23 protein-coding genes and 1 pseudogene are annotated in these 20,951 nt (G+C 66.9%); 21 read left to right on the top strand and 3 right to left on the bottom strand.

Annotated features, from left to right (window positions below):
* The first annotated feature begins 8 nt into the window (after window positions 1-8).
* The 3 genes from AC3DET_RS10905 (at window position 9) to AC3DET_RS10895 (ending at window position 2,279) form a co-directional block, all read left to right on the top strand.
* Entirely contained in the window at window positions 9-575 is a 567-nt protein-coding gene (locus AC3DET_RS10905; protein WP_488391587.1) for a phasin family protein, read from the top strand.
* A 243-nt stretch (window positions 576-818) separates the two neighbouring features.
* The gene (locus tag AC3DET_RS10900) at window positions 819-1,769 is read left to right on the top strand and encodes a restriction endonuclease (RefSeq protein ID WP_488391586.1); all 951 of its coding nucleotides are present in this window, start codon (window positions 819-821) and stop codon (window positions 1,767-1,769) included.
* Window positions 1,770-1,850: 81 nt separating this feature from the next.
* Window positions 1,851-2,279 (top strand): group II truncated hemoglobin, encoded by a 429-nt coding sequence (locus AC3DET_RS10895; RefSeq protein WP_488391585.1) that lies wholly within the window; start codon window positions 1,851-1,853, stop codon window positions 2,277-2,279.
* A gap of 77 nt (window positions 2,280-2,356) precedes the next feature.
* Here the strand turns inward: AC3DET_RS10895 and AC3DET_RS10890 are convergent, their stop codons facing one another.
* Window positions 2,357-4,345 carry an SDR family oxidoreductase gene (locus AC3DET_RS10890; protein WP_337732087.1) on the bottom strand — a complete coding sequence of 663 codons (1,989 nt, stop codon included), beginning with the start codon at window positions 4,343-4,345 and terminating at the stop codon, window positions 2,357-2,359.
* Window positions 4,346-4,497: 152 nt separating this feature from the next.
* Here AC3DET_RS10890 and AC3DET_RS10885 point away from each other — a divergent pair, with 152 nt between their 5' ends.
* From AC3DET_RS10885 to AC3DET_RS10875, 3 genes and pseudogenes are all read left to right on the top strand, one after another.
* On the top strand, window positions 4,498-4,755 hold the full coding sequence (locus AC3DET_RS10885) for an acyl-CoA-binding protein (RefSeq protein WP_192202628.1): 258 nt from the start codon (window positions 4,498-4,500) through the stop codon (window positions 4,753-4,755).
* A gap of 8 nt (window positions 4,756-4,763) precedes the next feature.
* On the top strand, window positions 4,764-5,390 hold the full coding sequence (locus AC3DET_RS10880) for a TetR/AcrR family transcriptional regulator (protein ID WP_192202629.1): 627 nt from the start codon (window positions 4,764-4,766) through the stop codon (window positions 5,388-5,390).
* A gap of 5 nt (window positions 5,391-5,395) precedes the next feature.
* Window positions 5,396-5,485 (top strand): annotated as a pseudogene (locus AC3DET_RS10875) (DUF6053 domain-containing protein); the annotation flags it as partial.
* Between the two features lie 22 nt (window positions 5,486-5,507).
* Here AC3DET_RS10875 and AC3DET_RS10870 read toward each other — a convergent pair.
* The gene (locus tag AC3DET_RS10870; protein WP_488391584.1) at window positions 5,508-6,461 is read right to left on the bottom strand and encodes a helix-turn-helix transcriptional regulator; all 954 of its coding nucleotides are present in this window, start codon (window positions 6,459-6,461) and stop codon (window positions 5,508-5,510) included.
* Window positions 6,462-6,546: 85 nt separating this feature from the next.
* On the opposite strand from AC3DET_RS10870, the gene AC3DET_RS10865 reads away from it, so the two are divergent.
* On the top strand, window positions 6,547-6,954 hold the full coding sequence (locus tag AC3DET_RS10865) for a GFA family protein (RefSeq protein WP_277726337.1): 408 nt from the start codon (window positions 6,547-6,549) through the stop codon (window positions 6,952-6,954).
* A gap of 65 nt (window positions 6,955-7,019) precedes the next feature.
* On the opposite strand, the gene AC3DET_RS10860 is transcribed toward AC3DET_RS10865, so the two are convergent.
* Window positions 7,020-7,430, bottom strand: a complete 411-nt coding sequence (locus AC3DET_RS10860; protein ID WP_488391583.1) for a hypothetical protein — start codon at window positions 7,428-7,430, stop codon at window positions 7,020-7,022.
* Between the two features lie 165 nt (window positions 7,431-7,595).
* Here AC3DET_RS10860 and AC3DET_RS10855 point away from each other — a divergent pair, with 165 nt between their 5' ends.
* The 14 genes from AC3DET_RS10855 (at window position 7,596) to fliE (ending at window position 20,942) form a co-directional block, all read left to right on the top strand.
* Window positions 7,596-8,450: a hypothetical protein gene (locus tag AC3DET_RS10855; protein WP_488391582.1), complete on the top strand. Its 855-nt coding sequence runs from the start codon at window positions 7,596-7,598 to the stop codon at window positions 8,448-8,450.
* Window positions 8,434-9,006, top strand: coding sequence for a hypothetical protein (locus AC3DET_RS10850; RefSeq protein WP_488391581.1), 573 nt, complete (start codon window positions 8,434-8,436; stop codon window positions 9,004-9,006). Before AC3DET_RS10855 ends, AC3DET_RS10850 begins: the two co-directional genes overlap by 17 nt.
* Before the next feature lie 290 nt (window positions 9,007-9,296).
* On the top strand, window positions 9,297-10,493 hold the full coding sequence (locus AC3DET_RS10845) for a flagellin (protein WP_142124886.1): 1,197 nt from the start codon (window positions 9,297-9,299) through the stop codon (window positions 10,491-10,493).
* Between the two features lie 79 nt (window positions 10,494-10,572).
* Window positions 10,573-11,718 (top strand): flagellin, encoded by a 1,146-nt coding sequence (locus tag AC3DET_RS10840; protein WP_142124887.1) that lies wholly within the window; start codon window positions 10,573-10,575, stop codon window positions 11,716-11,718.
* Window positions 11,719-11,808: 90 nt separating this feature from the next.
* Window positions 11,809-13,014, top strand: coding sequence for a flagellin (locus AC3DET_RS10835; protein WP_488391580.1), 1,206 nt, complete (start codon window positions 11,809-11,811; stop codon window positions 13,012-13,014).
* A 395-nt stretch (window positions 13,015-13,409) separates the two neighbouring features.
* A complete protein-coding gene (gene fliD / locus AC3DET_RS10830) occupies window positions 13,410-14,774 on the top strand; it encodes a flagellar filament capping protein FliD (RefSeq protein ID WP_337732093.1) in 1,365 nt (454 codons plus the stop codon).
* 54 nt (window positions 14,775-14,828) lie between these two features.
* Window positions 14,829-15,245 (top strand): flagellar export chaperone FliS, encoded by a 417-nt coding sequence (gene fliS, locus AC3DET_RS10825; RefSeq protein ID WP_142124890.1) that lies wholly within the window; start codon window positions 14,829-14,831, stop codon window positions 15,243-15,245.
* Window positions 15,242-15,547: a hypothetical protein gene (locus AC3DET_RS10820; RefSeq protein WP_142124891.1), complete on the top strand. Its 306-nt coding sequence runs from the start codon at window positions 15,242-15,244 to the stop codon at window positions 15,545-15,547. Before fliS ends, AC3DET_RS10820 begins: the two co-directional genes overlap by 4 nt.
* A gap of 3 nt (window positions 15,548-15,550) precedes the next feature.
* The gene (locus tag AC3DET_RS10815) at window positions 15,551-16,141 is read left to right on the top strand and encodes a PilZ domain-containing protein (protein WP_446539601.1); all 591 of its coding nucleotides are present in this window, start codon (window positions 15,551-15,553) and stop codon (window positions 16,139-16,141) included.
* Window positions 16,142-16,357: 216 nt separating this feature from the next.
* On the top strand, window positions 16,358-16,990 hold the full coding sequence (locus AC3DET_RS10810; RefSeq protein WP_142124893.1) for a response regulator: 633 nt from the start codon (window positions 16,358-16,360) through the stop codon (window positions 16,988-16,990).
* 238 nt (window positions 16,991-17,228) lie between these two features.
* On the top strand, window positions 17,229-18,653 hold the full coding sequence (gene rpoN / locus AC3DET_RS10805; protein WP_192202639.1) for an RNA polymerase factor sigma-54: 1,425 nt from the start codon (window positions 17,229-17,231) through the stop codon (window positions 18,651-18,653).
* Window positions 18,654-18,671: 18 nt separating this feature from the next.
* Window positions 18,672-19,052, top strand: a complete 381-nt coding sequence (locus tag AC3DET_RS10800) for a response regulator (RefSeq protein ID WP_142124895.1) — start codon at window positions 18,672-18,674, stop codon at window positions 19,050-19,052.
* Window positions 19,045-20,505 carry a sigma-54 dependent transcriptional regulator gene (locus AC3DET_RS10795; protein ID WP_488391579.1) on the top strand — a complete coding sequence of 487 codons (1,461 nt, stop codon included), beginning with the start codon at window positions 19,045-19,047 and terminating at the stop codon, window positions 20,503-20,505. The genes AC3DET_RS10800 and AC3DET_RS10795 overlap by 8 nt, the downstream gene beginning before the upstream one ends.
* Window positions 20,506-20,582: 77 nt before the next feature.
* A complete protein-coding gene (fliE, locus tag AC3DET_RS10790) occupies window positions 20,583-20,942 on the top strand; it encodes a flagellar hook-basal body complex protein FliE (protein ID WP_142124897.1) in 360 nt (119 codons plus the stop codon).
* The last annotated feature ends 9 nt before the right edge of the window (window positions 20,943-20,951 follow it).

The following is a 20,951-nucleotide window of genomic DNA, read 5'->3' as shown; positions in this document are numbered from 1 at the left end:
GGAACGCCATGGCCACGCTGAAGAAATCCGCACGCAAGAAGACCGCTTCTGCATCCGCTTCCAACAACGACAACCTGCAGGCCCAGGCCGAGCAGATGTCCAAGCGCCTGGGCGAATCCGCACAGCAGGTATGGCTGGCAGGCGTGGGCGCTTTCGGGCGCGCGCAGGCCGAAGGCACCAAGCTGTTCGAAACGCTGGTGAAGGAAGGTCTGTCGCTGGAGCAGGCCACGCGCAAGGTGGCTGGCGGCAAGGCCCAGGCCATGCGCGATGCGATGGAGACCACCGTCGGCCAGGCGCGCGAACGTGCGTCGGATACCTGGGACCGCCTGGAGAAGGTGTTCGAAGAGCGCGTGCATCGCGCGCTGCGCCGTCTCGAGGTGCCCAGCCGCGAGGATCTGTCCGCGCTCATCGATCGCGTTGACGCACTGAATGCCCAACTGCGCACGATGGGCGGTGCGCCGGCCACCAAGCAATCCCGTGCCAAGCGCAGCACCAAGCCGGCCGTCAAAAAACCGGCACCTGCCGCGAAGAAAACGCCCGCGAAACGTGCAGCGCGCAAGAAGGCTGCACCATAAGGCTGCATGCGCATTTTCATGCGTATTTCTGAATAAAATTTTGTTGCGCGGCAACATCGAATGGCGTAACAATCATTCCAGCCCGCCAGTCCATCGAAGTTCGTTTGCTCCCCTCCCCTTACGGCTTCGGACTGGCGGGCTTTTCTTTGCCCGCCGCCCGGCGCGGGCACCCGCCAGCACAGACAGCCGTGGGTGCGGCCCGGTAGAATCGCGGGCCTAATAACAACAACGCACCCGCGACGCATGTCCATTTGGCTCCTCGGTTTGGCGGTCACCCTTGTGACCGGTGCGGCAGCCACCGCCTATCTCTGGCTTGTGCGACGCCCCAGCGACGAAATGTCCTACGGGCTGCATGCCTTGTCCGGATTGCGCTGGAGAGAATTCTCGAAACTCGTCCTTGCCGCGATGGCAGGCCGTGGCCTGGTCGAAACCGGCCCCGATCCCCAGGAGTCCCGCGAACCCCAGACGACCTTCCTGCTCGCGCGCGGCCAGGAAAAGTGGCTGCTCTCGTGCAAGCACGGTTCGGCCTACCGGATCGCCGCTGCCCCGGTACAGGAACTTGCCGCCAGCATCCGCCTGGGTGCGGCCAGTGGCGGCATCCTCGCCACCGAGGGCAAAGTGGAAAAGGAAGGTCGGGAGGCGGCCCAGGGCAACAACATCGAGTTGCTCGACGGGCCGCGGCTGTGGCCGGAAGTCCGACACCTCATCGAGCCGAGCCTGCGCGAACAGATCGTGACGTACGCATCGGCGCGCGCCAAACGGCATGTCGGCATCAGCTGGCTCGCGGCGGTGACGCTCGGTGCCCTCGCCATGGCGGGATGGGCCAGCAGGCAGGCGGCCGACACGAGCGTCGATGCACGGCCGGCAGCAACCGTGCCGGCACGCACGGTCAGCGCACCTGCACCCGCCACGCCTGCGCCGCAGGAAGCCTTCCGCGAACCGACGCAGGAAGAACTGGAAGCACAGATGCGCAGCGTGCTCCAGGCACTGTCGAAAACCCCCGGCATCACCCGCGGCGTCTGGCAGACCAAGCTGACGCTGAGCATCGATCGCATGGGCAGCGAGAAGGAAATATGGCCGTGGATCTGCCTGGAACTGGAGCGTTACCCGGCCCTGCGCGCCACCCGCGTGCAACTCAACCCGCCGCCGGGCAGCAGCGAGCCGGTGCGCTGGCGCCAGTGCAAGACGATGTGATTCCGCCGCGACACTTCGTCGCTGTGCGCCCGGGCAGCGCTGCAGGATGATCGCGCTGCCGTCGACCCGCTTCCCGTTTCGATGAATGATCCTGCCGCTCCCACGCCCTATGACCGCATCGGCGGTGAAGCCGGCCTGCGCCGGATGACCCAACGCATGTACGCGCTGATGGACACGTTGCCGGAAGCCGCCGCCGTCCGCGCGCAGCATCCGGCCACGCTCGACGGCAGCGAGCAGAAGCTGTTCGAATTCCTCAGCGGCTGGCTGGGTGGCCCACCATTGTTCACGCAGAAGCACGGTGCTCCCATGCTGCGCGCCCGCCACCTGCCCTTCCGGATCGGCATGGAGGAAGCCAGCGGCTGGCTGGCCTGTTTCCATAGCGCGATGGTCGAGACGGTCGAAGACGCCGAGCTGCGCGACTTCCTGTGGTCCCGGATCGAACCGCTGGCGCTGCACATGCGGAACATGCAGGCGGTGCCGTTGCGGTGGGCGGACCCACAGGACGCGTAGAGCGGGGCTTGTTCCGCAGCTCTTGCGTCAGTGACGTGGCGGCGTAGAGCCGAGCGAGCTCGGCTCTACGCAAAGCGCTACCAGTGCACACCCCGCATCAACGACGCAAACGCGATCTGTTCCTGGCTGGGCGCCGATTCCTTCAATGCCTTGCGGTCACCCTTGGCTGCGGCCGAATCCGGGAACAGCTCGAACGCGGTGTTCATCACCACCTCGTAGGCCTTCGGCGCCACGGCATTGACCAGCGCAGCGAAGATGCCCAGGCGCGTGGCGATGCGGCTGGGCTTCTCGATGATGGCCTTCACCAGCAGGTCGGCCGCCTCCTCCGGCGACAGCGTAGGCACGCTGTCGTACATCTTGGTCGGCGCGATCATCGGCGTCTTCACCAGCGGCATGTTGATGGTGGTGAAGCTGATGCCCTTGCCCGACAACTCGCCCTGCGCGCAGCGGCTGAATGCATCCAGCGCCGCCTTCGATGCGACGTAGGCCGAAAAACGCGGTGAATTGGCCAGCACGCCGATCGAGCTGATGTTGATGATGTGGCCCTTGCGGCGCTCGGTCATCTTCGGCAGGAAGCCCATGATCAGGCGGATGCTGCCAAAGTAGTTCAGCTGCATCGTGCGCTCGAAATCGTGGAAGCGGTCGTAGCTGGCCTCGATGGAGCGGCGGATCGAGCGGCCGGCATTGTTGATCAGGATGTCGACATGCCCGTGCTCGTCCAGCACGGTCTTCACCAGCCGGTCGCAGTCGGCCATGTCGGCCAGGTCGGCGGTATAGGCGAACACCTTGCCGCCCGCCTTCTTCATGTCGTCGCGGGCCTTGAACAGTTCCTCCTCGCCGCGCGCCACGATGATCGTGGTCGCGCCGGCTTCCGCCACGCGCTGCGCGGTGGACAGGCCGATGCCGGACGAACCGCCGGTGATGACCACCACCTTGTTGCGCACCTTGCCCTTCAGCGAGCGGTCGATGAACAGGTCCGGATCGAGGTGGCGCTCCCAGTAATCCCACAGGCGCCACGCGTAGTCGTCCAGGCGCGGCACGGCGATGCCGCTGCCCTTCAGTGCCCGCTCGGTCTCGCGGCTGTCGAAGCGCGTCGGATAGGTAATGAACTTCAACACTTCCTTCGGGATCTTGAAGTCGCGCAGCAGCATGCCGATGAAGCGCCGCACCGGCGGCAGGTTGCCCACCGCCATGCGGATGCTGCCCGGCACGAAGGCGAACATGCGCGCATCGATCCGCATGGTCATTTCCGGCGCGTGGCCGGCCCGGCAGAACGTGTTGAGCACTTCGCCCACGCGCATCGGCTCGGGATCGGTCAGGTGGAAGGTATGGCCATCCAGCTTGGGCTTGTGCGCGATGTGGTCCATCGCGTCGGCCACGAAGTCCACCGGCACGATGTTGATGCGCCCGCCTTCGATGCCCAGCACCGGCACCCACTGCGGGAGCAGCTCGCGCAGCTTCTTGATCAGGGTGAAGAAGTAGTACGGGCCGTCGATCTTGTCGATCTCGCCGGTCTTCGAATGGCCCACCACCATGCCCGGACGGTAGATGCGCCACTTGATGCGCTTCTCGTTGCGCACCAGCCCCTCGGATTCGTGCTTGGTGCGCAGGTAGGGATCATCCAGCCCTTCGGCTTCCTCGAACATGTCCTCGCGGAAGATGCCCGGATAAAGCCCGGCCGCCGCGATGGAACTGGTGTGGTGGAAGCAGCCGGCCTTCAAGGCGGCGGCCAGGTCGAGCGCATGCTGGGTGCCGTCGATGTTGGCGGCCTGTTGCGCTTCGCGGGTCGCGGTCAGGTCATAGATCGCCGCCAGGTGGAAGAAATGCTTCACCTTGCCGGTCAGTGCACGCAACTGCGCGGGCGTCAGGCCACACTTGGGCTTGGTCATGTCGCCGTGCACCACGGACACGCGCTTCATGTCCCAGCCGGCCTTCTTCGCGATGGCGTCGAACTTCTTCTGCGAGTCCTTGCGGACCAGCACGTGGACCGTCCCGCTGCGCTTGAGGAGATTGCCGACCAGGTAACGGCCAATGAATCCTGTGGCGCCCGTGACGAAATAGCTCATGACGACCCCTATCCTCAAGTTGTATGGGCGAGCCCCTCCGACTGCCCTGCGGCCTAACTTGCCAGAGCCGCCCAGATTCGACAATCCCGTCACGCATTGACCGCTTCCACCACCCGTGGTGTGATGGCCTGGATCACTGGGAGGGATCATCCATGGCAGACCTCAAGAGCGCGTTCGACCAGGCATCCAAGGACATCCAGACGCTGTCCGAGCGCCCGGACAACGACACGTTGCTGCGGCTTTACGGCCTTTACAAACAAGGCGCGGAAGGTGATGTGAAGGGTGACAAGCCGGGTTTCTTCGACTTCGTCGGTACCGCCAAGTACGAGGCCTGGGCCAAGCTCAAGGGCACGGCGCAGGAAGACGCACAGAAGAAGTACGTGGACCTGGTGAAGAAGCTGCTGGCCTGAAGCCCGACGTGGCGCGCGATACCCGCCAGCGCATCCTCGACGCCGCCCTCGCGATGTTCAACACGCAGGGCGAGCCGCATGTCACCACCAACCACATCGCCGACGAGCTGGAGATCAGCCCGGGCAACCTGTACTACCACTTCCGCAACAAGGACGACATCATCGAGCAGCTCTTCGCGCGGTACGAAGAGCGGATGGACGCTGCGCTGACGCCCCCCACCGACCGGCTGCCCGGGCTGGAGGACATCTGGCTGCAGTTGCACCTCGTGTTCGAGTGCATCTGGGACTACCGCTTCCTGTATCGGGACCTGGTGGAGATCCTGAGCCGCAACCGGCGGCTGCGCATGCGCTTCGCCCGCATCCTCAAGCGCGCCGACGACAGCGCGCACGCGGTGATGCGCGGCATGGGCCAGGCCGGCGTGATGCGGGCGTCGGCGGCGGAACTGGCCGCCACCGCCACCAACGTGCTGGTCATCTCCACTTTCTGGCTGAACTACGCGTCGACGCGTGGCGAGAAGGACGAACAGGCCGCCATCCGCCAGGGCATCGTGCAGGTGATGATGCTGGTGGCACCGTTCCTGCGCGACGCGGAACGTGTGCACCTGAACACGCTGACGCAGGCCTATACCAACTAGCGTGCTTGCCTGCAGGAGGGGCTTCAGCCCCGACGCTGTGCAGTCAGATTAACGAGGACCGTAGGAAAGGCGTCGGGGCTGAAGCCCCTCCTACCATTGCGTCGGCAAAGCCGGGAATCAGGCCGCCGCCAGCACATCGCCCAGCCGCGCCGACGCCGCACGCAGTTCCGGCAGCAGGCCGCGATCATCCAGCATCTCGAACTCCGGCCCCACCAGGGCCAGCAGCGCGAGCAGCGCCTCGACGGATTCGGCGCCCAGCTCCAGCACGCAGTGGTGTGCATCGCCGGCTTCCAGGATCCCGCACCAGGTGGGCACCCGTGTCGCCTGCTCTTCCACCGACCCCGGCAGCCGCAGCCTCACCTGGAAGCGGGTGAACGGCTGGGTGATCGATTTCGCGACGTAGTCCGCCACGTCGCCGGGAAACTCGCGCGGCGGGAACTGGGTGCCGGTATCGTGCAGCGCCTGCACGCGGTCCACGCGGAACGTCCGCCAGTCCTCGCGTTTCAGATCCCAAGCCACCAGGTACCAGCGGCTGCCGGTATGCACCAGACGCAGCGGTTCGATCAGGCGCTCGCTGGCTCGCTGCGTGCGGTCGCGGTACTGCATGCGCAGGCGGAAGCCGTCGCGGCAGGCACCGGCGATGCGCAGCAGCGCGTCCACATCGGACGTGGGCGCACCGCCGGCGAGCGACAGCGTGACCGAATACAGGGCACTGGCGCGCTTGCGCAACCGCGCCGGCAACCACTGGTCCAGCTTCGACAGCAGCCGCAGCGCGGTGTCCTCCATCCGGCCCACGCTGGCCGCCGCCGTGCGCAGTGCCACCGCCACGGCTACGGCCTCGTCATCCTCCAGCAGCACGGGCGGCATGGTCGCGCCGGAACCCAGCCGGTAGCCGCCGCCCAGGCCTGGCGACGCATCGATGGGATACCCGAGCTCGCGCAGGCGCTCCACATCGCGGCGCAGCGTGCGGCGGTCGATTTCCAGCCGCTGGCTCAGTTCCGCGCCCGTCCAGTGACGGCGCGACTGGAGCAGCGACAGCAGGCGGAGCAGGCGGTTCGATGTGCTGAGCATGGGCGCAGTATGCCGCCCATTGAGGACTGATTCTGTCCTCGATGTCGGCCAGACTGGAAGCTCTCTCCCGCCGGAAGGAAACCCCATGACCGTGCAGACCTATCAGGGCAGCTGCCATTGCGGCGCCGTGCGTTACGAAGTCGACCTCGACCTGGCCGCCGGCAGTGGCCGTTGCAACTGCTCGATCTGTACCAAGACGCGCTACTGGGGCACAGTGGTCCGGCCGGACGCTTTCCGCCTGCGGCAGGGCGAAGAGGCGCTGACCCGCTACCCCTTCGGCAGCGGCGTGGCCGAACATCTGTTCTGCCGGCACTGCGGCGTGAAGTCGTTCGGCCGGGGCGAGCTGGAAGTCCTCGGCGGCCGCTACTACTCGGTGAACCTGGCCTGCCTGGATGACGTGGAGCCGGCCGCGCTGGCGCAGGTTCCGATCCGCTACGCCAACGGCCGCGACAACGACTGGTTCTCCGAACCCGCCGTCACCGCGCATCTCTGATCGGGCCCCCATGACAGGACGCCCCGGGAACCGGGGCGTTCGGGACGCGTTGCGTCCGTGGGCCGTCAGGCCCGGCTGCGACGCACCGGCCGCTTGGCCACCGGCTTGCGGACGGGTGTGGCGCGGGCGCGCTTGGCAGCCGGCTTCTTGCGGGCGCGGGGCGCGGCCTTCCGGGCGGGCTGCTTCAGGCCCAGCTTGGTCAGCACCGGTTCCAGGCGAGTTTCCACCTCGGCACTGAACCGGCCCACGCGGGCTTCGCCTTGTTCACGCACTTCGGCCAGGCGGTCAAGTACGTCGCGCTGCGCCTGGCCGGCGAAGCTCCCGGCGTATTCGCGCGCCGCCTGCAACCGGCCAGCGGCATCGGTGGCGGCCGCGACGGCTTCACGGCGCGCGACGGCGATCAGGCCCAGTCCGGCAAGCCAGACGTGGCGCAGGGTGGGTTCGGGGGTCTTGCGGGTGGTCTTCCTGGCGGCCATGGGGGCAGTCCACATGCCGACCACGGTGGCCGGCTTCCATGACGCGATGCTGTCCTGCCGGCGTCGAGCAATCACACTATTGGCCGCTCGCGCGACGGAATGCGTAGGGGTTGCCTGACGACCGCGTTCGCGGCGATGCTCCCCGCATCCTGGGAGGGACGACCAATGGCAGGAAAGTCTTCGAAGTGGGCTGCGTTTCCGCATGACGCCAAGGGCTACGCCTATACGGGCGATGCATTGAAGAAGGCGTGGCCGGCGCTGCATGCCGGCGACCAGGAGCCCTACCCTGACGAAAAGCGTGCCAAGGCGCTGATCGCCGCCGCAGGCAAGGCAGCCAAAGGCATCGAACCCGCCGACCTCGCGCAGCGCCTGCAGGATGCGTGGCGCGCGTTCCATCGCGGTGACTTCCAGGCCGCGTATGAGGCCGGTGAAGCCCTCGGCCCGCTGGGCGCTTCGGTCGCGGTCAAGGCGCTGGGCATCCATGCCACCTATCTGGTGGAAGACGAATCCGAGCAACTCAAGCGCTTCGAACAGGCCGCGAAACTGGCCGAAGCCGCCATCAAGGCGCTGCCCGAGGAAGCCAACAGTCATTACCGGCACGCCTTCGCGCTCGGTCGCTACAGCCAGGGCCTGAGCATCGCCAAGGCGCTCAAGCAGGGCATCGCGGGCAAGGTCCGCACCGCACTGGACGCCACGCTGGAACTGGATCCCAAGCATGCCGAAGCGCATACCGCGCTGGCGCTGTACCACGCCGAGATCATCGACAAGATCGGCGCGATGATCGGCGGCCTGACTTACGGTGCCAAGGCGAGTGAAGCCGAGTCGCATATCAGGACCGCGCTCAAGCTGACACCGGATTCGCCCATCGCGCACGTGGAATACGCGAACGTGTTGCTGCTGCTTCACGGCGACAAGAAGGAAGACGCCGCGGCGGCCTCGTTCGAGAAAGCCGGCAAGCTCAAGCCGCGCGACGCCATGGAAGCGCTGGATGCTGCCCACGCGAATGCGCAGATCGAGTAAGACGGTTTTCTTCGTGCTGGCCGCGCTGTGGCTGGCTGGCGTGCCTGTCGTGTCAGCACAGTCGGTTACCGACGTGCCACCCGCGCCCGCGCCCGTTGCGGCCGGCGCACCGTCCGATACCTTGCTCGATGCCCTCACCTGCCGCACGGCCAATGGCGATCTCGCCACCCTGTTGCAACGGCTCCGCCGCGAGCGCCCGACGGAATTCACCCAGACCGAGCGTCAATTCAGCGCGCCGATGATGGATCTTTACCGCTTGGCCGAACCCGTGCAGGCGTGGGGGCATCACAGCGATGCCGTCGTCATCACCGACAACCGCGTCCTGCTGCTGGTGGATGACTCCATCGAGCAGGCGGCGGCGCAGCTGGAACGCGCGCTGGAAGACAGCCGCGATGCGCCCCTGTCCGGCGCCCTCGATGATTTCCATGCCCTGGTGATCTATCCCGGCGAACACCCCGGTCTCAGGCAACGCACATTGATCGGCTGCGAATACCGCATGCCCGGCGTATTGCTGCTGGCCGATCCCGCCGACGCCTGGCGCACGCCGCAGCCCTGAGGCCGGCGCCGCCGCGCCGCGCAGCGGCGCACCCCGATCACACCGCCCCCTGCCGTGCCGCCGCTTAGCGGCATCGCGCACCCGTTCTTTAGGCCACTTCGCGCCCCCCCGGAAACCGCTGGTTTTCCCGCGCGATTGCGTGGCCTAACACATTTTTTCGCGCCTGCCCTAAAGGTTTTTTCGGCAGCGCCGTTATTCATTTCGCAACACGAAGACGACTAGCCACCACAAAACAAACCGGCAGCGTCTTTTCCCTTCAACGCCGTGAATCCAAATAAGAGGAGACGAACATGGCACAGGTAATCAACACGAACACGATGTCGCTCAACGCTCAGCGCAACCTGAGCACCAGCGGCGCTTCATTGGCCACCACCATCCAGCGCCTGTCGTCGGGCCTGCGCATCAACAGTGCGAAGGACGACGCCGCCGGTCTGGCCATCTCCGAACGCTTCAGCACCCAGATCCGCGGCCTCGACGTCGCCGTGCGCAATGCCAACGACGGCATCTCGCTGGCCCAGGTCGCCGAGGGTTCGCTGACCGAAATCGGCAACAACCTGCAACGCATCCGCGAACTGGCCGTGCAGTCGGCCAACGCCAGCAACTCCAGCTCCGACCGCGCGGCATTGAATGCCGAAGTCAAGCAGCTGACCTCCGAAATCGACCGCGTCGCCAAGCAGGCCGACTTCAACGGCACCAAGCTGCTGGACGGCTCGTTCACCAGCCAGCTGTTCCAGGTCGGCGCCAACGCCGGCCAGGCGATCGCCATCGACAAGGTGGTCGATGCCCGCGCCCTGACCCTGGGCGGTTCGCAGTTCGACAGCGGCACGCTGGCCATCACGGCCGCGGCTTCCGCCACTGCGGACATCACCATCACCGGCCTGACCCTCACCGACAGCGCCGGCAATGCCGTCGCCTTCGACGATCTGACCGTCAAGAGCGCCGGTTCGGTCGCCGCCACCAACGAAGCCGCCGCCAAGGCACTGGCCGCCCATATCAACGGCAAGCTCGGCGAAACCGGCATCTACGCCAACGTCGATGCCGCCGGCACCGGCCTGGAGCTGACCTCGGTCAAGACCAGCGTGGACGCCAACGGCGACTTCGCGGCCTTCGGCGTCGCCATCACGGGCGGTACGTACACCGCGACGGCCGTCGCCACCAGCGAAGTGCCGAAGTTCGTGTCCGACCTGGACATCTCGGATTTCGCCGGCGCCCAGCAGGCCCTGGAAATCGTCGACAAGGCACTGACGGCCGTGAACGGCTCGCGCGCCGATCTCGGCGCGATCCAGAACCGCTTCACCTCGGTGGTCGCCAACCTGCAGACCAGCTCGGAGAACCTGGCCGCTTCGCGCAGCCGCATCCGCGACACCGACTTTGCCAAGGAAACCGCCGAACTGACCCGCACCCAGATCCTGCAGCAGGCCGGTACGGCCATGCTGGCCCAGGCCAACCAGGTGCCGCAGAACGTAATGAGCTTGTTGCAACGCTGAACCAGGTATCCCCGGCGGCACGGCGGGGATCGTTGGAAAACTTTTCCCCCGTGCAGAAAACGCCTAAGGAGTAGAACTCATGGCACAGGTCATCAACACCAACACCATCTCGCTGAATGCGCAGCGCAATCTGAGCAGCAGCGGGGCTTCACTGGCCACCACCATCCAGCGTCTTTCGTCCGGCCTGCGCATCAACAGCGCCAAGGACGACGCCGCCGGCCTGGCCATCTCCGAACGCTTCAGCACCCAGATCCGTGGCCTGGACGTTGCCGTGCGCAACGCCAACGACGGCATCTCGCTGGCCCAGGTCGCCGAAGGTTCGCTGACCGAAATCGGCAACAACCTGCAGCGCATCCGTGAGCTGTCGGTGCAGTCGGCCAACGCGACCAACTCCTCGTCCGACCGCGCCGCGCTGAACGCCGAAGTCAAGCAGCTGACCTCCGAAATCGACCGCGTCGCCAAGCAGGCCGATTTCAACGGCACCAAGCTGCTGGATGGTTCGTTCACCAGCCAGCTGTTCCAGGTCGGCGCCAATGCGTCGCAGGCCATCGCCATCGACAAGGTCGTCGATGCGCAGGCCGATGCACTGGGCAACGTGAAGTTCGCCGCCGACGTCACCAGCGCGGCCATCGCCGATGCCGCCGCCGACGGCAGCATCGCCGACCTGACCATCAACGGTGTGACCATCGCGGACGTCGAGTACACGAACGGCACAAGCGGTGAGGACATCGCCAAGGGCCTGGCCGCTGCCATCAACGCCAAGCTGGGCGAGACCGGCGTGTACGCCTCGGTCGACGCCGACCAGGTCACCCTGACCTCGGTCAAGGCCGACACCGACCTGGTCGTGGGCGGCACGGTCACCGGCTCGGGCCTGACGGCCGCGACCACGGCGGCCACGGCAGGCACCGCGCAGTTCGCCAAGGACCTGGACATCACCACGTTCGAAGGCGCGCAGAAGGCCCTGGAAATCGTCGACGCTGCCCTGACCTCGGTCAACAGCGCGCGCGCCGACCTGGGTGCGGTGCAGAACCGCTTCACCTCGGTGGTCGCCAACCTGCAGACCAGCTCGGAAAACCTGGCCGCTTCGCGCAGCCGCATCCGCGACACCGACTTCGCCAAGGAAACCGCCGAACTGACCCGCACCCAGATCCTGCAGCAGGCCGGTACGGCCATGCTGGCCCAGGCCAACCAGGTGCCTCAGAACGTGCTCAGCCTGCTCCGCTAACGCGGTGAAGCGCCGGAACGGGTGGTCTTCATCGCCACCCTTTCCGGCCCGGGCTTCTCCCCTTCGTAATCCCGCCTAGAGGAAACTTCCATGGCACAGGTCATCAACACCAACACCATCTCGCTGAATGCGCAGCGCAATCTGAGCAGCAGCGGGGCTTCACTGGCCACCACCATCCAGCGTCTTTCGTCCGGCCTGCGCATCAACAGCGCCAAGGACGACGCCGCCGGCCTGGCCATCTCCGAACGCTTCAGCACCCAGATCCGTGGCCTGGACGTTGCCGTGCGCAACGCCAACGACGGCATCTCGCTGGCCCAGGTCGCCGAAGGTTCGCTGACCGAAATCGGCAACAACCTGCAGCGCATCCGTGAGCTGTCGGTGCAGTCGGCCAACGCGACCAACTCCTCGTCCGACCGCGCCGCGCTGAATGCCGAAGTCAAGCAGCTGACCTCCGAAATCGACCGCGTCGCCAAGCAGGCCGATTTCAACGGCACCAAGCTGCTGGATGGTTCGTTCACCAGCCAGCTGTTTCAGGTCGGCGCCAATGCGTCGCAGGCCATCGCCATCGACAAGGTCGTCGATGCGCAGGCCGATGCACTGGGCGGCGCGATGTTCGCCACCGCCACGTTCACCACGGCGACGCCGGCCAACGGCACCACCGACCTGAAGATCGAAGGTCTGCAGCTGACGAACGCCGACGGCACCGCGGTCACCATCGACACCGTCGAAGTCGCCGCGCAGGGTTCTGCGACCGGCACGCGTGACGCCGCCGCCACCGCGCTGGTCGGCGCGATCAATGCCAAGATCGGCGAGACCGGCGTGCTGGCCGAGCTGGGTGCCAACGGCGCCGTCAACCTGACCTCGGTCAAGGACAGCGTGGATTCGGATGGCGACTTCCTGGGCATCGCCGTGGAAACCGGCACCTGGACCGGCGGTACCGCTCCGGCCGACGTGGCCGCCAGCACCGTCGCGACGACCAAGCAGTACGCCAGCAACCTGGACATCTCGACCTTCAAGGGCGCGCAGCAGGCCCTGGAAATCGTCGACAAGGCGCTGACCGCCGTCAACAGCGCGCGCGCCGACCTGGGTGCGGTGCAGAACCGCTTCACCTCGGTGGTCGCCAACCTGCAGACCAGCTCGGAAAACCTGGCCGCTTCGCGCAGCCGCATCCGCGACACCGACTTCGCCAAGGAAACCGCCGAACTGACCCGCACCCAGATCCTGCAGCAGGCCGGTACGGCCATGCTGGCCCAGGCCAACCAGGTGCCGCAGAACGTGCTGTCCCTGCTGCGCTGATACGCAGCACGCTTTATCCGCAGTTCCTCCTAGTTACCTGTCGTCACGGACGGATTCGTCTCCCTCCGTTTGGCAGTACCCCAACCCCCTCCGGCGACGGAGGGGGTATTTTTTTTGGGGGTGATGGGTGATGGGGAACACCGGCTTCTGAGTTGCCGCATCACCCATCCCCCATCACGCATCACCGCTTTGTGGCACAAACCCTGCATCAGCTCCTGCGCCCGCATTTCTCACCAGTCGCCGGACCCACGGCGGCGGAGGGAGACGGAGAGATGCGGGCTAAAGAACGGCCGCGGCAGGCCGCTACTGAAACTGCACGGGCGGGCCCCATCCGGTACCGGATGCCAGGCCCGCCCGGCCACCCTTTTTCGGAAGGGCACTGACAGGAGACGGCAATGGCAGACTATTCGCTGGGTTATGGCGGCATCGGCACCGGGATGGACATCAACGGCATGGTGTCCCAGCTGGTGGCGGCCGATCGCGCGCCTGCGGAGAACCGCCTGACCCGCATCGAAAGCCAGGCCAAGTTCAAGCTGTCCGCACTGGGCACGGTCAGTTCCGCCTTCAGCAACCTGGACAAGGCCCTGACCGCGCTGAAGGCCGCCACCGCCTTCGATACCCGCACCGTCAAGTCCGCCACCGACACGGTGGTGGGCGCCACGGTGGGCAGCGGCACGCCCAACGGCACGTACGCGGTCGAAGTGGTCGAACTGGCCACCGCCAACAAATGGATCACCAACCAGCCGGTGACGGCCGGCACGACCTTCGGCGCCGGCCAATTGACGCTGACGGTCGGCGGCGAGGCGCTGGCCATCGACATCGCCGCGGACAGCACGCTGCAGGATGTCCGCAGCGCGATCAACGACGCTGCCCGCAGCAAGGGCGTGCAGGCCAGCGTGTTGACGTCCAATGACGGGCTCTACCTGTCCGTGTCGTCCGACAAGACCGGCGCGGCCAACGGCATCTCGCTCGCGTTCACCTCCGGCGGCAGCGACTTGCAGGCCCTGGCCGCCAGCCTGCAGGAACGCGTCCCCGCCGCCGATGCCGAAGTGAAGATCGACGGCCTGACCGTCACCGCCAGCGGCAACAAGATCACCGACGCCGTGCCCGGCCTGACCCTGGACGTGAAGACGAAGGGCACCAGCACCGTCACCGTGTCCACCGACACCGCTGCCGCCAGCAAGCTGATCCAGGATTTCGTGACCGCGTACAACGCGGCCATCGGCGCCATCAACACGTCCACCAAGTACAACGCCGAAAGCGACGAGCCTTCGGCCCTGACCGGCGATGCGCAGATGCGCAGTGCCTCGGGCCAATTGAGGAACGTGCTGAGCGGCGTGCTGGGCGACCTCGCCTCGCAGGGCCTGGACGCCAAGACGCTGGGCCTGCAGACCCGGGGCTATCCGTCTTCCGATGGCACCCTGGTGTTCGACAGCAGCAAGTTCACCGCCGTCCTGGTCAGCAACCCGGAGAAGATCCGCAGCGCCTTCACCGGCGACAGCGGCTTCGCGGGCAAGCTGCAGGCGGCCGTGGGCAGCTATATCGGCACCAATGGGGCTTTCACCCAGCGCACCAGCGGCCTGAATGCCCAGATCAAGGACGTCGCCACGCAGCGCCTGGCCCTGGATGCGCGCATGGAAGCCGTCGGCAACCGCTACAAGGCCCAGTTCGTGGCGATGGATTCGATGGTCGCCCAGATGAGCAGCACCAGCAGCTATTTGGCCCAGCAACTCGCCTCGCTCGCCAACCAGACCGGATAACCGCCGATCCGAACCGCCGTCGGGTGACGCGCGGGGATCGCAGGAGAAAATGGAATGTCATCGCATTCGTACGCCGCCCAGTACCGCAACACCGGCCTCAGCAGCGCCGTCATGGACGCCGATCCGCACCGCCTGGTGGCCCTGCTGCTGTCGGGCGCCTGCGAACGCCTGCGACTGGCGGACGCATGCATGGAACGTGGCGACCTGGCACGCAAGGGCAAGGCAATCGGCGAAGCGTGCGCGATCATCGGGCACCTCAATGGCTCGCTGGACCATGAGGCGGGCGGCGAAATCGCAGGCAGTCTCTCCGCGCTGTACGACTACGTGCAGACGCGCCTGATCGATGCCAACCTGCACAACGATGCCGCCGCACTGCGCGAATCGCTCGACCTGCTGGGCGAGATCGAGTCCGCCTGGAACGCCATTCCCTCCGAGCAACGTCAGCCCCCGGCCATGGCTGCCGCGCGATGAACGCCACACCGGCCCTCGACGACCTCTTCGCCCAGCTCGACGGCATGCGCCATGCCTTGCACGCGGGCGAACTGGAGGACGTCGAGCGCCTGCTCAACCGTCACGACCACGACGTGCGGGCCTTCCTGCATGCCGATGGTGGCCGCTCGGCCGGCTACGACGCGCTGGCCGTGTTGCTGCGTGCGCAACTGGAACTCCAGAAGTCGATGCAGGATGCGCGCGAACAGGTGCGTATCCGCATGCATGTCAACCAGAGCGCCGACCGCGCCGCGCGCGCCTATCTTTCCGTTGTCGAGGGGTGAGCCATGACCGCTTCGATCATCCTCGTGGAGCACCCTGCCGAGCACGCGCTGTTCGATGGCGCGCTCACCTGCGAGGTGGTGCTGCCTGCGCGCTTTGACGCGGGTGCACGGGTCCTGATGCAGGCCCCGTCGGAGGCCTTGCTGAAAGGATTGGCGGTCGCCGAGGACGTGCGCGGCGAAGACCCGGACGACCGCAAGGAAGCCACCCCCACGCAGCAGCGCATCGAAGCCAAGCTGGACCTGGTGCTGTCGCTGCTCGGCCGGCTGGCGCGCAGCCAGCACGAAACCCTGCCCGCCACCCCGTTGCGCTGGTCGCACCGAGGCCTGCGCCTGGATGTCGTGTCGCCGCAGGAACTGGCCGTCGGCGTCGCCGGCGTGGTGACCGTGCAGCCCGCCACCTGGTTGAGCGACCACATCGAACTGCCCGCCACGCTGCTGGCCCAGGCCGAAGGCTCGCAAGGCATGCAGCATCTCTGGCTGCAGTTCGACACCCTGGGCGCCGGCCTTGCCGAGGCCATGGACCGCCACCTGTTCCGCCTGCATCGCCGCCAGATCGCCGAAGCCCGCCAGTCCCAGCACGCGGCTCGTCCGTAGCCCGCTTTTCGCGCATCCGCGCCCACTGCGGCATCCGCGATGTGCACGCATCACACGCCGCGATTGCGGTATTCGCCCTTTTCACGCGAACACGGTCATCACAAGTGTGACTGATGTCGTGGTTTCACTTTCCCATCGCGATTCTGAATTGGCGCACGGGGACGGCGCGGCTATCGTGACATCACTAAGCAACGCGATATCGACTGGTTCTTCCCTGTGCGTGTACTCATCGTCGACGACCACACCCTGGTCCGCGCCGGCATCGGCCGGCTGCTGCAGTCATTGCCCGACGTGGATGTCGTGGCCGAAGCCTGCAACGCGCAACAGGCGCTGGACATGGCGGCGATCCACCGCCCGGACCTGATCCTGCTCGACCTCTCCCTGCCCGACCGCAGCGGGCTCGACCTGCTTCCGCTGCTGCGCGAATCGCTGCCGCAGACCCGCGTGGTGATCATGTCCATGCACAACGATCCCACCCAGGTGCGCGTGGCGCTGGACCGCGGCTGCGCCGGTTTCGTGGTGAAGGAAGCCGCGCCGATGGAACTGGAACTCGCCCTGCGCGCCGCCGCCAGCGGCCAGGTGTTCCTGAGTCCGCAGGTGTCCTCGAAGATGCTGGCGCCGATGCTCAACCCGCAGCGTCCCACCGGCATCGCCGCGCTGTCGCCACGGCAGCGCGAGATCCTGCGCCAGTTGGGCAGCGGCATGAGCAGCAAGGAAATCGCGGCCCAACTCGGCATCAGCGTGAAGACGGTGGAAACCCACCGTGCGCGGATGATGGAATCGCTGGGCTGCCGTCGCGCCAACGATCTGCTGTTGCTGGCCGCACGCCACCAGAACGAACTGGCCTGAGCCTTGCAGGTACGGCGTGGATGCCCCCCGCCGGCGACGGATTCCCGTTGCCGCACCGCCCTGACGGGCACTTCCCATCGACGATAACCCGACGCTGTAGGGGAAACCCTGACGGCCAGTGGGGCGTGCCCGCAGCACAACCAGAAACGCCCTGATTTTTTTTCCGTCACCGGGCGCCCAAAGTGTTCACACGATGTGAAGCCGACCTCGGCACGCCATCGAATCGGGGACAACGGGAATGAAGACGGGACTTTCCACCCAGCTCGGCCAGCAACTCCACCTGACGCCGCAACTGCTGCAGTCGATCCGGCTGCTGCAACTGGACGGCCTGCAGCTGGAGATGGAAGTGCGCCGCGCACTGGACCTCAATCCGCTGCTGGAAGTCGAAGAAGCCCAGGATGCCGAGACGGTCGCCGAGATCGACGTGCTGCCGGCGCAGGACGCCGCCGCCCTCGATGCCGCCGCGTTCGACGAACTGCCCGAATCCAGCCTGTGGGACGTGGCCGGCGCCAACTGGCAGGACGGCGACGACGATCGCATGCAGCGTGTCGAAGCCGGCGAATCCAGCGACCCGCACGTGCGCGTGCTCGACCGTCTGGCGCTGGAACTGGATGGCCGCGCACTGGACGTGGTCGCCTTCTGGCTTGAGCACACCAACGACGCCGGCTACCTGGAGCAGGCGCCCGACACCCTGGCGCTGCTGGCCTCGGCCCGCTTCGACCTGACCACCGACGCCGCGCTGCTGCTGCGCGAGCGCCTGCTGCGCGGGGAATTTCCCGGCCTGGCCGCCGCCGACGTGCGCGAATGCCTGCAGGTGCAGCTGGACTGCCTGCAGGGCCGCGTGCCCGGCCGCCACGTCGCCCGCCGCATCGTCGCCGAAGGCCTGGCGCTGCTGGCCGCACACGAATACGACGCCCTCGCCCGCCTGCTGGACCTGGAACTCGATCAGGTGATGGAAGGCGTACGCCTGGTGCTGTCGCTGGATGCCCGCCCCGGCGCGTCGCTGGCGCCGGCACCGACCGGCTACATCGTCCCGGACGTGGTCGCCTGGCATGCCGACTGCGCCTGGCGCGTGGCCCTGAACCCGGCGACCACGCCGCGCGTGCGGGTCAATCCGATGCAGGAGCGCGCACTGGACCAGGCCGAAGCCTCCGAAGGCGCCGGCAAGCTGCGCGAGCTGCTGCAGGAAGCGCGTTGGCTGACCCGTGGCCTTTCGATCCGTTACGACACCCTGCTGCGGACGGCACGCGCCATCGTCGAGCGCCAGGCCGGTTTCCTGGCCCAGGGCGATGAAGCGATGGCCCCGCTGACGCTGAAGGAAATCGCCGATGCCATCGGCATGCACGAATCCACCGTCTCGCGCATCACCACCGGCAAGTACATGCAGACGCCGCGCGGCACGTTCGAGCTCAAGCACTTCTTCGCGGTGCGCCTGGAAGGCGCCAACGTGTCCGGCCCGGCCGTGCGCGCCATGGTGCGCCGCCTGATCGATTCCGAACCGGCCGGCAAGCCGCTGGCCGACGAAGCCATCGCCGGCCTGCTGGCCCGCCAGGGCATCCACATTGCCCGCAGAACTGTGGCGAAGTACCGGGAACAACTCGATATCGCTCCCGCCCGGGAACGCCGACGCGCTACCGTACCGGTCTTGGCCAAGGCCGGATAAGAACGGAGCACGACCGCAATGAGCAAGATCACCGTATTGCTGGTGGACGATCACGAAGGTTTCATCAACGCCGCCCTGCGCCACCTGCGCAAGGTGGAGTGGCTGGACATCGTGGGCCGCGCCAGCAACGGCCTGGAAGCCATCGAACGCTCGGAGACCCTGCGTCCGGACGTGGTGCTGATGGACCTGGCCATGCCGGAGATGGGGGGCCTGCAGGCTACCCGCCTCATCAAGACGCAGGACGCACCGCCCTTCATCGTGATCGCCAGCCATTTCGACGACGCCGAGCACCGCGAACATGCGATGCGCGCCGGTGCCGACGAATTCGTCAGCAAGCTTTCCTACATCCAGGAAGTCTTGCCCATCCTCGAAAGGTTCAAAGACAGCCGCCATGAGTGAATCCCGCATCCTCGTCATCGACGCCGACGCCACGCGTGCCGAACGCCTGGCCGGCCTGCTCGAATTCATGGACCTGACACCCCGCTGGGTCGCCAGCGCCGGTGACGTGGATGTGCGCCGCCAACGCCCGCACGACTGGCTGGCGATCGTCGTCGGCACCCTCGACGATGGCAAGGCCGCCGACGCGTTCTTCGCCTGGCTGGGCAAGGCGCAACTGCCGCCGCCGGTGCTGCTGATGGAAGGCGACACCGCCGCCTTCGCCGCCGCGCACGGCCTGCACCACGCCGGTGTATGGACGCTGGAAAGCCCCATCCGCCACACGCAGCTGGAAGCCTGCCTGCGCCGCGCCAGCCTGAAGCGGCTGGATACCGAACACCAGGCGCAGCAGGTCAGCACCAGCGGGCCGACCGGCAACAGCCCCGCCGTCACGCGCCTGCGCCGCATGATCGAACAGGTCGCCAGCTTCGACACCACCGTGCTGGTGCTGGGCGAATCCGGCACCGGCAAGGAAGTGGTGGCGCGTGCCATCCACGACCAGTCGCCGCGCCGCGACGGGCCGTTCGTCGCCATCAACTGCGGCGCCATTCCGCCGGACCTGCTGGAAAGCGAACTGTTCGGCCACGAGAAGGGCGCCTTCACCGGCGCGCTCAGCGCCCGCAAGGGCCGTTTCGAGATGGCCGAGGGCGGCACGCTGCTGCTGGACGAGATCGGCGACATGAGCCTGCCGATGCAGGTCAAGCTGCTGCGCGTGCTGCAGGAGCGCAGCTTCGAACGCGTGGGCGGCAACCAGACCATCCGCTGCAATGTGCGCGTGATCGCCGCGACCCATCGCAACCTGGAAGCGCGCATCGCCGACGGCCACTTCCGCGAAGACCTGTTCTACCGCCTCAATGTGTTCCCCATCGAGATGCCGGCGCTGCGCGAGCGCGCCGACGACCTGCCCGACCTGGTCACCACCATCGCCGCGCAGCTGGCACGCACCGGCCGCGGGGAAGTGCGCTTCGCCAACGAGACGCTGCAGGCGCTGCGCCTGTACGCGTGGCCGGGCAACGTGCGCGAGCTGACCAACCTGGTCGAACGGCTGGCGGTGCTGCATCCGGGCGGACTGGTGCGCGTGGCCGACCTGCCCAAGCGCTACCAGCCGGAAGGCGTGGAGGCGCTGGCCGCCCAGGCGCCGGCCCCTGCACCGGTGGCCGCTGCACCGGCCCCGCTGCCGACCGCCGTCGTGGCCGCCGCCGTGTCGCCGGCCGACCGCCTGCCCGAATCCGGCATCGACCTGCGCGAACACATCGCGCAGATCGAGCTGAACCTGATCCGCGATGCACTGGACCGCGCCGGTGGCGTGGTCGCGCACGCCGCGCAACTGCTGGGCCTGCGCCGCACCACGCTGGTGGAGAAGCTGCGCAAGTACGGCATCGAGCGCGAAGAGGTCGCCCTGGCGACGGAAAACTGACTGGCGACGGACGGCGTTTTCGGCACGGGTCTTGCAACTGATCTGACAAGACACCCCGACGACCGAAGCACCCGCCCATGTCCGACGTCTCCTCCATCCTCTCGCAGATCCGCAGTTACCAGCACCAGGTCGGTACGCGTGCCCTCGAGCCGATGCCGAACCCGGGTGCGTTCACCCCGAACCGGGTGGGGCTCGAGCAACCGGGCGTCAAGGCGCCGAGTTTCGGCGACACGCTGCAGAACGCGCTGCAAGGCGTGAACGAAGCGCAGAAGACGTCCGGCGCACTCGCGCAGGCCTTCGAACTGGGCGACCCGCGCGCGGACCTGGCACGGGTGATGGTGGCCGCGCAGCAGTCGCAGGTGGCCTTCCGCGCCACGGTGGAAGTCCGCAACCGCCTGGTGCAGGCGTACCAGGACGTCATGAACATGCCTTTGTAGGTCCCGACG

This window comes from Pseudoxanthomonas sp. 97-1-1, from assembly GCF_057773125.1.
The sequence above is the reverse complement of the archived record's forward strand: the minus strand, read 5'-3'. Positions and strand labels throughout refer to the sequence as shown.